Consider the following 14,802-nt stretch of genomic DNA (forward strand, 5'->3'; position numbering starts at 1 on the left):
CGGCCAGAGATAAAGTACCGAAACTTAAAAAGATTTTGAATGCTTTAGAAAAATCAGGTTTGGAGATATTTTTTTTCATTATTTTACCCCGCTTCTTTTTGTTATTCCAGATTTTTTTTAATACAAATCGATTAGATTGGTCCAATTAGATAAGGAGCAAACTAGAAAAATAAAATAAAAATTAAATTATACAACATTTTTAAACAAAAAAACTTTTTTTAAAAATTTGATAATTTAAAAATCCCTTTTTAAGATTAATTGCAACTGTCACTTTAAAAAAATTTAAATCGAGCTTTTTAACTATATAATATTATTTATTATTTATATATACGGCAGATTTGTCAGAACTAATTTTTAATTTTAATTTATTTTTTTGTTGCTATTTTTATTTTTTAAACTATAATTTTAAGTTTTAAGGTAGGTAGCCTATGAAGAAAATTTTTAAACACATATTTGCAATGTTTTTAAAAACTAAAGTTATTTTTGTTGGGCTAATAACTTTAGTTTTCTTTACCGCCGTAATTTTTACTACTTTATTTACGACAAACCGGGCCTATGGGGACCGGTTAGATGAGTATAAAAATTTTTCTGGCCTTCATGATGCAACGATTAATACTGAGTTTAATTATTTTGGAAACGCCCAAAACGAAGGATATGATGAACTCAAGCCAGAAGTCTATCAACCACTTGAGAACGAAAAAAGTAAAAAACAACTAATAATAAAAGATAATTTTATTAGTTTAGGTTCAATTTCGCCTCATTTAAGTAATGATGAATATGTTCTTTCGACCGAATTTAGTCGCGAATTTTACTTTAATGCAACATTAAATGATGACAACACATTTTCATTGTCAAAACAAGCATTTTTGCCGGTTTATATAACAAATGATGGTAAAAATTTTCAAAAAAAAGTAAAATCATATTCTGTTACAAGTGTAGATACAATAACCTTAGATAGAACAAATTACAAAGCTAATGACATTCTTGTTTATTACAAACAAGGGGATAAAATTATTATCAATTTTGCTAATCCACTTGTCATTAATGGTATTACAAAACAAGCAACTTTTGATCCTATTTTAGGCTCAAGTTGACAAAGACAAGGAATTGGCTTTGAATTAAAAGGGCCGGATTTATATTCACTTTTAAAAATTAAGCAAAAAGTTGAAGGTGATTTTGAGATTGAAAATAGCAGCGGATCCTTTGTTAGTTTTACTCAGAGCGGTGATTCTATTAGTGGGCGAATTACTTCCAAAACTTTTAATTTAACAAAAGATATAAATTGAAGCTCTAATGAGTTTAAAATTTTAGATCCAGGTCAAAACTACCGACTATTGCCAAACTGAGTTCGTGATCTAAGATCTAGAATTGAGTATATCAATCACAAATATAAACTTAAAGAAATTGATGAAAATAGTCAAAATTTCACTGGGTTTATTAAAGAATATTTACTTTATTTAAAAAATAATGAACCAAAACAATTTCAAGAATTACAAAATATTAACTACTGGGAAAAACGGATAATAACTACTGAAGGTGATCACGAAACTATCGTTTCTGCTGATCTTTCAATTTCAGATTTAACCGTTGAATTTCAAAAAAAAGGTGAGCCTTCTTTTGTAAGTACAATTGCCCAAATTGAAAAATTAAATAATAACAATTTAGCGCTTGTTACAAATGAAGAATTAAATAACTTATCAAATTCAAATATTAAAAATGCAACCTTTTTAAAACTTTCCCAAAATGTTCAAGAATATGCAAATATTTACTTTTATAATTATTTGCAAAATTACTCACAAAAAGTTAATGGAAGAGATGTAAAAGTAGTTGATTCAATTGGAACAAGACAAACTTTTACAATTGACGTTCAACAAAAAGGTCAAGATTCAACAACAAACCAAGTAATTCATTTTATTAATTCCGGAATTAGCCCCGAAATTTTTAATAAAATCAGTTTTCAAAATCAAAATTTAGACCAACAGCAACAACTTGGACGACTATTTAACGAAATTCAAGATTATAAATCAAATAGAGAAACTAAACTATTTCCTCAAGTTGGGAAAATTTTAGATAACTCAAATACAAAAATTCCGGCAATTTTTCAAGCTAAAGTAATTGCTGCTGCTCATGAAAGTTACGGAATTGATCCAAACCTAATTGATTTAAAAGTAACTTTTGGTAATGTTGAATTTCAAGATGATCAAAAATTGCTTTACCAAAACATTTTAAATACAAAAATTGTTTTACTTAAAAAAGTTCAAGACGAAAATCCAATTGCTACTACAAACACTTCGGCAAACCTTGATTTTCACGGAATAATTTTGTTGCCAAATTACCAATTTGGTTATGTTTTTAAAAATCTTGGTGAGATTAAATGAACACTGCTGCCTGAAAATATTATAAAAACTGACAATACAAATCCGGGAAGTCGTGAGCAGAGAACACAAGCTTTACTGGCAAATTTCTTGGAAAATAAAAACTTTGAAATTGATGCAAAAATTTCTGACAGTGGTTGATTTAAACGGGTAGATAATTATTCAAATACAGCAACAATTCCGTTAATTTACTATTACTTTTCAACTAATGTTCAAAATGAAATTGACACACAAAAATCAGCCCGCTCATTATTTTTACAAGCCGCAGATGCACTGAATAATTCTGTTTTAGTCGATAATGGCTTTTTCTTAAAACCTGATGTCGATGCGATTTTTAATGCACTTGCTCTTGCTGCTGATGAAATTAAATTAGTTGATATTCTTGCTTTTCGAATTAAAAATTATAATTTACTTTCTGAATTGCTTGTAAAAGCCGGTCATATTTTAACTAAAAATAACCGCCCAACAATTATTAATGATGTTCTTGCTAATTTTGTTGACCAAATAATTGCTAAAACCGAGCAATCAGCTACTACTAATTCGGAGCGAAGTCTTTATCTTGTTAGACAAATTTTTTCATTAAACTCAATTTTATCTGCTTTTGGTGTTGATATTTTTGATCAAATTCAACGACTTGGTGGTATTGAGGCACTCGCTAAGGCAATTAAAAATCCAATAAATCTATTAAATGGATTTCAAAAAGTCATTTATTCAATTGACTTTGAAAAACTCCTTGATAAATTAAACGATTGATTCGAAGAAACTAACAAAAACAAATCAAACTTAATTAGTCTTTTTTCAGGTGTAGATTTTATTAAAGAATTTTTAGCCTCAATTGACCAACAAAGAATAAAAGCAGGTTTAATTGATATTGTTAATGAAATTGATTTTAATGCAATGTTTTCAACTGTTGTTGATGAAAAAACTAAAGGCTTTTTTGGATTTTTAACAAGACCAATTGTTGAAAGATTTGCAAAAAATAAACAAGCTGAAATTATTAAAATTCTTACAAAATTAAACGGCAAAGGTCAAAATAACCCTTATTCAAACATTAACGAAGGTCTAATTGAATTAATTACTAATTTTGACATCCCAACTTTTGTAAAAAATCTTGATTACTTAACAAAAAATGTTTTTTCCGATGGTTATGATAAATATTTAAATTTACCAGAAAATTTGAAAAAAGCACAAGCAGACAAAGAATTTTTTAAACGAACTGAACTACAAGTTAATGATTATTTAATTGCGCTTGTTGGAACTTTTCTTAAAGATGAAAAAACAAGACAAAGCACAATAAATTCATTAATTAAAATAATTAATGCATCTTCAAAAGGACAAGATTCAGGAAGTGGACAAATTGGTCTTCGTTATTTCCTTCCTGGTGTTGATGATCAAAAAATTGATATTTATGACTTACAATTTATTAGCTCTAACTGAAATTCAGTTGCAAATACTGATAATTTACAAAAAAGTAAGCAAATTGATGTCTTAGCAAGTTCTGTTTTGACAAAACTCAGCGAAAATCCTGAAATAAAAATTACAAATTTAACATTAAATGAGCGAATTTTTCTAAATAGATATTTAAGAATCGTGAATCTTGATAATGTTGAAGATATTAAAAATAGACTTCAAGAAATCAAAGACATTTTTGAAATCTTTAATTTTAAAAATTATACAAAAACCGGTAATATTATCACAAATATTAAACCGCCAAGTCTTGATGATGCAAATATTTTTGCAAATTATGAATCTATTGGTGACATTCTTTACTTTTTAACAAATTCAATCAAAATTCCCGCTTCTCAAGTTGAAGATGGCAATACTTCGGCTGCAACTCCACTAAAACTAAGACCAATTTATATTTCAGCCTCAGCAGATCTAATTGATAAATTACAAAGCTCAATTACTAGTGATCCTAGTTCAATTATTGGGCTTGCAGTTCGTAATTATCGTTTTTGAATTCGTTTTGTTGCTGAAAACAACCTTCCAAATTTAGAACTCCAACAGGCATTTAATAAATTATATTCTTTTGCCAATTCTTCCTCAACAAATGCAATTTTAAATGATACAACACTTTTTGGTGGAATTAAAAATCTACAAAACCAAGAAGGACTTTTTGCCGGTCTTCCTGCTGCATCAAGGTCAATTTTACAACCTTACCTTACAAGTCTAAATTTAAACAACAACACTGAATTTAGAAATCTTTTGAATGACCCAGTTTTTGACAAACAATATACCGACCAACATGGTAATACAAAAACTATTAAAACTTGACTAATTGAAAATCAAACTGAATTAGTCGAAAATTTAGGATATTTGGCTTATTATGCCCAAAATTATCCTTTTGAAGCCAACTTTAATAAATCTGTTAAATATATAATGGATAATTTTTTGCTAGAAAATAAATTTTCTGACTCACCTTTCAAAAAACGCTTTCTATCAACACTTGTTAGTCAATATGCCACTTTAAATCCTTTACTTGTTGGACTAAATTTAGAATCTCTTGGACTTGGACAATTTTTTTCAGCACAATTGCCACAAATTCCGTTATGATTCTCAACAAATCCTGATGCACAAATTGAAACTGAAGCAAACAATTTTAATCTTGCCTTTATTTTACAATCACGAATCCCGTCTATAAGACAAGTTCAAGGCGACCCTTCAAGTCATCAATCACAACTAATTGATCTTTTATCATCGCAAATAAAAAATAACGAAGAAATTCCTCCTTTTATTCATAGCAATTTGGCAAGCTCTGTTTCGCTTGACTACTATAAACTAAAAGATATTTCTGCTTTAATTTTCGAAAAATCAAAAGATAATCCCGAATTTTTTGGTATTAATATTTACAAATTTTATGAGAAGTTCTTCGAAAAAATTATTGTTACCCGTATTGCAAGCAACTCAATTAATATTGATGATAATCGTGCATATGTTATCAAAGTCAACAATTCTTATTTAGAAAAGAATCAAAAAGAAATCTACCAAGGACAAATTCCTGACAATGCTAGTGATATTGAAAAATTAATTGATCAATTAGATGATAAATACATTTTAAATGCCGCAGGTCTTAAATATATAATTGTTGGTTCTGATTTTAGTGTTGATTATTTATATCCAGTTATTGACGAAAAAAATATTCAACTCGACCCTTCAAATCAAGCTTTGGCCTATGTAAATAAATTTGGTTTTGATAAGGCTCGCTTTTCATATCGTTCAAATCCAGTAAAAAATTACTTATTGATCAAATTAAAACCCCAAGGTAATTTAGAACAATTCAAGCAAGATACTGATGACTTAATTGCCAAGAATTTTTCCCTAAATCGCCTCCAGCGAACATTTAGTGCTGATGAAATTGACTTTTTAAATCCCGAAAGGTCACTGAGAATTTCAGTTGGAACAAATATAATTTCTACTTTCTCATCAATAAATATTTATATAACCTTATTTTTATCACTTCTAGTACTTTTTGCTGTTGCCTTTATTATCAAACGTTACATTTCAACAAACAATAAGGTTCTTGGAATTCTTCGGGCTCAAGGATATACACTATTTGAAATTGCTTCTTCATTTCTCTCAATTGGTTTAATGATTTCATTTATTGGTGGACTGCTTGGTTATTTAGTTGGATTTTTTGTCAAAATTCCGCTTGTTGGCTTAATTTCACAGTTTTGAGAATTTGATGTAAATCTTTATAGTTTTGAGCCAATTTCATTTGTATTTTCCTTTGTAGTTCCATTTGTTGCAATTAGTGCCTTAATTTATTTAGTAATTCTTTGAAATTTAAAACAAAAACCAAACCAATTATTATCAGGAATTAGTGAAATTAACACTTCAAAATTCGCCCAAGGCGTGGCAAGACTATTTCGAAAAACCAAAATTGTCAACAAATTTTCAATTTCACTTGTTATTAATTCAACTTGAAAAATTATCTCACTAATAATTGCAATTATTATTGTCCAATTTGCACTAATTTTCTCATTGTCTTCACATAATATTTTCCAAAACACAATTACAAAAACTTACCTAAATCGTCATTATACATACAAATTAAATCTTTTTAGTCCAACGCGTGAAGGTGGACCGTTAGTTGTTTATAATCCAAAAAATCTTGAGAAAAACTTATATGTTCCAATTGGATCGGGTTCTGAAATTAACACTAATTCACCAAATTACTTCCGTCCAGGAAATCCTTCAGTTTTTGGTGATACCAACCAAAATGGTGAAATAAATACTAACTCAAAAAATCCGGTTGTTCTTTCACGATCAGGACTAAATATTAAAATTAGTGAATCAAATAACCTCTCAATTTTTGATATTGTTCTTTCAAACCTTCCTGAATCATTGCGAAATAATATTTTTTCAATTTCCAACAAAGTTGTTCTCCAAATGGAACAATCACAAAATATTGAAGAAAGAATCGCTAACAAACAACCATATTTTAAATATTTAGCCGATCCGGGGAATGTTAATTTAGGTAGATTTTGGTACTTCAAGTTTGATCCTGTCAAGAATGACTACTTAGCTCATGAGGTATCAATTTTTGGCCAAGTCAAAAATCGTGATGAATACCGGAAATTTTTAGTCGAGTCATATTTGAATGCAAATGTTGAAAAAGACTTTACTGTTTCCTTTGCAGGAATTTCCCTAAGCCCTAATGCTGATAAAAACGCTCCGCAAAATCAAGTCTATACTTACATTGACACTTCCTATAATAACGGATCATCAATTGAAAATGGTCTTAAAATTTACGGTTATAATACCCAAAGCCAAAACAACCCAATAATTGAAATCAAAGATGAATCAAACCAAGATTTACTCAAAGCTATTAATGATTTCAAAATTGAAAATGATGTCTATCCTTTAGTTGTCAACCACGTTTTTGCCAAAAAACACAATTTAGGGATAGATTCACTAATTGAAATGCCAATTATTAACACTATTGATCGTTATTTAGCAAAAATTCGTGATATTCCACAAAAAACTGCTAAATTTAAAATAATTGGTATTTCTGATACTTATATAAATTCAGAATTAATTACCTCACAGGACGTGGCAAATAAACTTCTTGGTCTAGATATTTATGATTCAGTCCTAGAATTTTATAATTTAAAACCATTTAACGGATTAATTCTGGCTTCACCTGATATTGAGCAAATTACTAATTCCTTTACTTTGTACTCACCTTCTGGATACTGAGCAGGTAGTTCAGAGATTAATGTTGACTCACTAAATAATGATGATACAATTGGTTATTTTGCTAACATTTTTGCTTTTAGTCAAGACGAACAAGGTCAAAAAGGTGCCTTACAACTTGCTGGTTACTCAAAAGACGAAATTTTAAAAATTATTAACCTCAAAAATCAGCAACAAAATGCAACCTGAGTGAACCAAAATTCAAACTTAGATTTTAGTTCACTCACTGATCCGACTTTTGTCAACCAAAACCTTTCTTCAATTAAACAGTCGCTAAAAAATTTCAACGAAATTTATGGTAATACAATTTACCAAATTGCCGCCCAAGGTGTTGAGGCTAAAAATATTGAAACAAACTTTATCTCAAATTTTGCTAATCTCTTTGGAGCTGGAATTAATATTGTTGTCATTGTTTTCCTAGCCGTTTCATTAATTATTTTAATTATTATCGCTTCTTCAATCATTAATGAAAATCAAGAAAACATTGCGATTCTAGACGTTCTCGGATATTCAAATCGAACAAAATTACGACTTTTCTATAGCATTTATCTCCCAATTTTAATTTTAGCAACTCTAATAAGCGTTCCTTTTGCAATGCTCGGAATGGGAATATTTAGCTCGTATATTCTTGCTTCAAATTCAATTTTCCTTGCTTTGGCAATATCAGTTCCTGTCTTCTTTGGCGCGCTGTTAATAATTAGTGTAATTTTCTTTAGTGTGCTTGCAATTCTTTGGCGTTTCTTAACAAACCGTAAATCTGTTTATGTAATTAAAGAAAAAACTTAATTCTCATTTATTTACTGATTTGTTTTAATTAAAACTTAATTCAAAAACAATTTAAAAACTTGGGGATCTACCCAAGTTTTTTTATTTAATCTTCTTAATAGTTAATTTGTAATTTTTTCCGTTAAAAATAACTATCAAGGAAAAAGCACTGAATTTTAAATCTAACACTCACGAAAGAAAAACCTACTTATTAATCAAATAAATCAAACTAAAAAAGGTATAATTTTACCTTAAAAGCAAAATTATAAAATTTCTAAACTGCTTTTTTAGTTTAAAACACTGACAAAAATCATAAAAAAATACTACTACTACTACTACTATTTAAACTCAATGTAAATAGAAAACTCGTTTTTACTTACATTGAGCCTAAAAAAATATGTGAAATTTTGAAAGAGCCATAATTAAAAGCCTTAAATTTGTAGATTTCTAAACGGTTAAATTTAAGGCATACCATTATATTTAAAAACATAATGGAAAAGTCGCATTTTCTGATTTTTTTATGACAAAAACATAATCAAGTCCCCCTTAATTCAATATCAAAATTTATTAATTTATTCTTAGTGAGGTTTATTATAACTTAAAATTTTTTTAAACCAAGCATTTTTTTAAAAATTTTTTGCAAAAGCTTAATTTCAAAACTATAAAAATTAAGATTTAAAGTCAAAAAACACGGATTTGTCGGCATTTTTGCATATTTGTATTCAATAAAAAGTGAATTTTTGCCATCAAACTGTCAAACTCACGTGATTCTAAAAACAAGGCGATAAATTAGCCTTTTTTATTATTTTTAGTTTAGATTTACAACACTTAAAATCCTTAAAGACTAGCGATTTTGATTATTCAGTCTTTTAATTTTTGAATGAAAACATTGCCCGTTGATTTGCCTAACTTTTTCCAAAAAACCTCGCACCATCAGCTTTAATTTTCTCGATTAAATTATTAATTAAAGTTGTTTTTTCTTCAGATGTCTAAAACATAATTTTTTATTTTATATTAGAAATTTCTTTTAAAAAAGGGGGAATTTAGGAAAATTTAACTTCTTTTCCTTTATAATTTAATTTTATAAGAATAAATTTTTATCCAAAGGGGGAATTGAGATGACTGAAAAACTAGTAAAAAAATTTAGACCTACTAGTTTTAACGACTCTCTTATTTTTACTAGTCTTGAAGAAACGATAGAAGCGCATCCTGTTGTTATTTTTTATGACTCAAACACTGATTTATATTACTATGTTAAAGCTCGTTCCAAACATAAAAAAAAACGGTGAAATTAGAAAAAAATTAAAAAGTGAAATTGAGATACCCAAATCAAACAAACCAAAAACATTATTTAGAAAAGACTCATATCTTGACTGCTGCCTTTAAATTGATTTCTGACTATTATTTAAACTTGATTGTTAAATTTGTTATCATTTTAACAATATTTACAAAATTGAGCATTTTACTTTAAGAATTTATGAAGATTTGATAGATATTACTAGCATAAGTAAAAGTACATTTCAGAAATTAAAAACTGAGAAGAATGTAAACACAGATATCTTGTTCAAAATGTGCAATGCATTGAATTGTGATACTTCAAAAATTATGGAAAGTGTGGAGGATAAAATGATTAATAATAAATTGACATATATTTCTTTGTTTTCATCTGCTGGGGTAGGTTGTTATGGATTTAAAGTTGAAGATTTTGAATGTATTGCTACTAATGAACTAATTGAAAGAAGACTTAACATCCAAAAAATTAATAATAAATGTAGTTTTAATAGTGGGTATATCAGCGGAGATATCAGAGATAAAAATGTACAAAATAAAATCTATGATGAAATAAAATTATGAAACAAAATAGGTAATGATAGAGTTGATGTTGTTGTAGCTACCCCGCCATGTCAAGGAATGAGTGTTGCCAACCATAAAAAGAAAGATGATGAAATTGAAAGAAATAGTTTAATTGTCGAAAGCGTAAAGATAGTAAAAAAGGTTTTGCCAAGATTTTTTGTCTTTGAAAATGTGGCAGCATTTTGGAAAACTGGATGCACATATAATTCTGAGGTAGTTTCAATTGGAAATATGATTACTTCAGAATTGTCTTCAGAATATGTTATAGAAAACAGAATATTAAATTTTAAAAATTATGGCTCAAATTCCTCTAGAACTAGGACATTGGTAATAGGCGTTCATAAGTCAGAAAGTGATTTTATATTGCCACTAGAATTATTCCCTAACTATAGAGAAGAGAAAACATTAAGAGAAGTTATTGGAACTATGCCTGAATTATCATGGGGTGAATATGACAATACAGATTTTTATCATAGTTTTAGGGAATATCCTGTTCATATGAGGGATTGGATTTCTAATCTCAAAGAGGGTGAAAGTGCATTTGATAATATAGATGATGTTAAAAAGCCTCACAAGATTATTAACGGCGAAATAGTAATCAATAAATTTAAGAATGGGGATAAATATAAAAGACAAGTTTTTGATAAAGTTGCTCCATGTTTTCATACAAGAAATGATCAAATGGCAAGTCAAAATACCATTCACCCTAATCAAGACAGAGTATTTTCAATACGAGAATTAATGAAGATGATGTCTATACCAGATAGTTTTAAGTGGTCGAACTTATCTTTAGATGATTTAAATTCTAAATCCTATAAAGAAAAGAAAGCCCTCTCAAAAAAGGAAGAAATGAACATTAGGCAGAGTATTGGAGAAGCTGTTCCCACTGAAGTATTTAGACAAATTGCTAATAATATAAAAAAGCATCTTAGTCAAAAAAAAATTAGTGGGGTTGATATTAATAAAATAATTGATGAGGAAAAACTTGCTGATATTAGTAATTTGAAAAAATATGTTTTGAATAACAAGGATAGTGTCTGTTTTGAAAGCTTAGCTCGAATTATAGAACTATCGAATGCTAAAAGATATTCTCATTCTGCATTTTATACTCCAAAAAAAATATTAAATGAAATAGTTTCAGTATTACCTGACTTTGAAAAGGATGAGGTTCATATTTTAGAACCTTCTGTTGGAATCGGCAACTTTATTCCCCTTATATTTAAAAAATATGATTATATAAAAAAAGTATCACTCACAGTAATAGATATTGACCCAGAAATGTTAGATATATTAAAAGTCATCTTCGATAGTAAATCAATTCCTGAGAATTTTAATATTAATTTTATTAACGCAGACTATATGGACGCAAAATTTAATTTTAAATTTGACCTTATTATTGGGAATCCACCATTTACTAAATTAAGTTCAAAAGATATTTTAAAATACATTAAAAATAGTGTCTTTAGTAAGAATTTAACTAATTTGGCAGGATTATTCTTGGAAAAATCATTGTTAGATTCTGACAATGTATCATTAATATTGCCAAAAAATTTATTAAGCAACGTTGAGTATATAGAAACTAGAAATATACTCAAAGAATACAATGTTGAATCTATATTAGATTTTGGAGAACTAGGATTTAAAGGTGTTTTAATCGAAACTATAAACTTAACAATAAATAATAAAAAAAATTCAAAAATATTGGTTAAATCACTAACCAAAAATGTTAAAATTATGCAACCTAAAAAATATATATTTTCTGATGATTTACCTTATTGGGTGATTTATAGAAATGATTTTTTTGATAAAGTTTCGAATAAATTGATATTTGACGTGTTTTCTGTATTTAGAGATAGACAAATCACATCTAAAATGCTTAATAACTCTTATAATGGCGATTCTGTACGTGTTATAAAATCTAGAAATATTTCTGATGATGGAAGTCAAATAGTTAATATTGAGGATTATGATTCATATATGGATTTATGTAAAGCCAAAAAATTAAGTGTATATAAATTCATTAACAGCGATGTTGTTTATTTAGCACCCAACCTGACTTACAAACCAAGACTATTAAGAAAAGAAAAAGGCTATATTACTAATGGTTCTGTTGCAATACTTCAAAAAAAATATGACTTTGAAATATCAGAAAAGCAAAGATTATATATTTCTAGTCAGGAATTTAGAGAATTTTATTCATTGGCAAGAAACTATCAAACTCGCTCATTGAATATTGACAATACAAGTGTGTATTGGTTTGGAATAAACAAGGAGGTCTAATAATGAGCATTTACTCTCATTTTTTAAATCAATTTGATTATGATCTAAGAAAAAGTAACAATGCTAGATGGATAGATCAAAAATGTACTTTTGATGTTGTGTGAATTATAGCGGATTGTATTATAGAATATGTGAAAAATGAAAATGAAGAATTTACAGTGTCAGATATATGGCATAGTGAATATTCTAGAAACAATGTTATTGAAATTTTTTCAAAACCTGACCCCGAATTAAAAGCAAGCAACGAGTATGATAAATATTTTGGTCAACCAATAAAATTATTGTCTTATAGCAAAATATTGTCAACAAGAAAGGAAAATAATAGATATTTTTATAAGATTAATAACCAAGAGCTATTAGAAAATATAGCTTTAAGGCAAACAAATGCATTAAATTTTCTTTATGAGTATATAGTAAAAGTTTTAAAGGATAGTGATTTATATAAAAGCTTTGAAAAATTCTTTGAAATTCAAACTAATGATTCATATAAAGATGTAAGGCAAGACTTTATTGATTTTACTATTGAAAATACTGCTATTAATAAAGAAACAGAATGTGGGAGGATATTCGCAAAAATAATAAATCCATTAGCATTTAAACTTAAGAAACTAGGCACTGAAAAAGGTAGAATGTCATCAAAAATTATTACTATGAATGACCTGCTGTATAATAAAGCTAATTGGAGAGATGAGTTAAGTGGCAAGGATAAATCGGTAACAAGAGAAGAATACGAAGACACATTGGATCAAACTAAGTCTAAAGCTTATGCTAAATATACTGTAAATAAAGCTAAAAAAGTTTTAAGAGAATATAATGCTACATATTACAGTTCTAAATCTGAAATTGAGCAAGGAACAGAAACAGTTATTGCAACACAAGCTCATCATATTTTCCCTCAATCAGATTATCCGCAAATTGCTGGCTATATAGAAAATTTAATAATGCTTACCCCTGATCAGCATTTTATTATGGCTCATCCAAATAATAATACTCAATATATCGATAAGGATTTTCAGTATATTTGTTTATTAAAAAAATCTAATAAGATAATGGATAATTTGGTTTCAGATTCATTGCCTAAACTTTATGATTTTTATGATTATATGTATGTTTTGAATACAGGTCTTGATACTGAAGAGTTTAGTGAAATTGAATATTTGGATTTTCCTACAATAATTAACAAAATAGACTATTTTTATAGCGACTACATTGATAATAATAAATATATTTCAATAATTAATGATAACAAATAAACTCGGACAAAAAGGTCAACACCTTAGTGTTAATTTTTTTGTCCTGGTTTAATTTACGGGTGTTTTTTCAAATTTATATTCACTAAAAAGTGAATTTTTGGCTTAAAACTGGGGAACTCGGGAAAATCATACATAAAAACTAGTTACCTGAATTTTTAAACTAATTTAACCAAGGTTTAGGTAAAAATACGCGCATAATTTTTAAACTAATATTTTACAAATTCTAGACAAGAAACAACTCAATATTTTTTAATTTCTATCAAAATTTGGCTAAACTTGATATTTAAAGTTTTAAAAACAGGTAAAGGTTTGAATCAGATTTTTATTATTTATAACCAAAAATAATTGTACATCACCTAAAACAAGCAAGTCAAAGCGCCTTTTATTATTTATCAAGGCAAAAAGACTGAATTTTAAATCTAACACTCACGAAAGAAAAAATCTACTTATTAATCAAATAAACCAAACTAAAAAAGCCATAATTTTAACTTAAAAAGCAAAATTATAAAATATCTAAACTACCTTTTTTAGCTTAAAACACTGGCAAAAATCAATTTATGGATAAAATAACAAAAATCATAAAAAAATACAACTACTATTTAAACTCAATGTAAATAGAAAACTCGTTTTTACTTACATTGAGCCTAAAAAAATATATGAAGTTTTGAAAGAGCCAATAATTAAAAGCCTTAAATTTGGAGATTTCTAAACGGTCAAATTTAAAGCATTCCATTAAATTTAAAGCCATAATGGAAAAAATGGCATTATTTGAGTTTATTGTGCCAAAAACATAATCAAGTCCTCCTTAATTCAATATCAAAATTTATTCTTTTATTCTTAGTGTGAGTTTTATTATAGCTCAAAATTTTTTTAAACCAAGCATTTTTTTTTTTTTTTTCAAACGGTTCAATTTAAGCCATTCCATTATACCTAAAAACATAACGGAAAATTCACGTTATCTGAGTTTATTGTGCCAAAAAAACATAACTAATCCTCCTTAATTCTAATAAATTTATTCTTTTCCTGAGTTTCCCAGTTTGATAAGGTAATTTCAAAAAAGCATCCGGTTTTAGGCAATT

The 14,802-nt window shown here is 27.6% G+C and carries 4 protein-coding genes and 1 pseudogene; all 5 read left to right on the plus strand.

The features are described 5' to 3' along the window. Positions 1 to 428: 428 nt before the first annotated feature. Positions 429 to 8,357, plus strand: a complete 7,929-nt coding sequence (locus tag MOSC01_RS0102385) for an ABC transporter permease (protein ID WP_010321216.1) — start codon at positions 429 to 431, stop codon at positions 8,355 to 8,357. Between the two features lie 1,097 nt (positions 8,358 to 9,454). Then, positions 9,455 to 9,631, plus strand: coding sequence for a hypothetical protein (locus MOSC01_RS04715; RefSeq protein WP_157997856.1), 177 nt, complete (start codon positions 9,455 to 9,457; stop codon positions 9,629 to 9,631). 190 nt (positions 9,632 to 9,821) lie between these two features. Beyond that, positions 9,822 to 9,941 (plus strand): annotated as a pseudogene (locus MOSC01_RS04975) (helix-turn-helix domain-containing protein); the annotation flags it as partial. Between the two features lie 21 nt (positions 9,942 to 9,962). Continuing rightward, positions 9,963 to 12,470 (plus strand): DNA cytosine methyltransferase, encoded by a 2,508-nt coding sequence (locus MOSC01_RS0102400; protein WP_010321217.1) that lies wholly within the window; start codon positions 9,963 to 9,965, stop codon positions 12,468 to 12,470. 131 nt (positions 12,471 to 12,601) lie between these two features. Then, positions 12,602 to 13,723: a restriction endonuclease gene (locus MOSC01_RS0102405; protein ID WP_202795919.1), complete on the plus strand. Its 1,122-nt coding sequence runs from the start codon at positions 12,602 to 12,604 to the stop codon at positions 13,721 to 13,723. Positions 13,724 to 14,802: the final 1,079 nt, after the last annotated feature.

Source organism: Mesomycoplasma ovipneumoniae SC01 (assembly GCF_000218525.1).
In the GTDB taxonomy this organism is placed as follows: Bacteria; Bacillota_I; Bacilli_A; order Mycoplasmatales; family Metamycoplasmataceae; genus Mesomycoplasma; species Mesomycoplasma ovipneumoniae_A.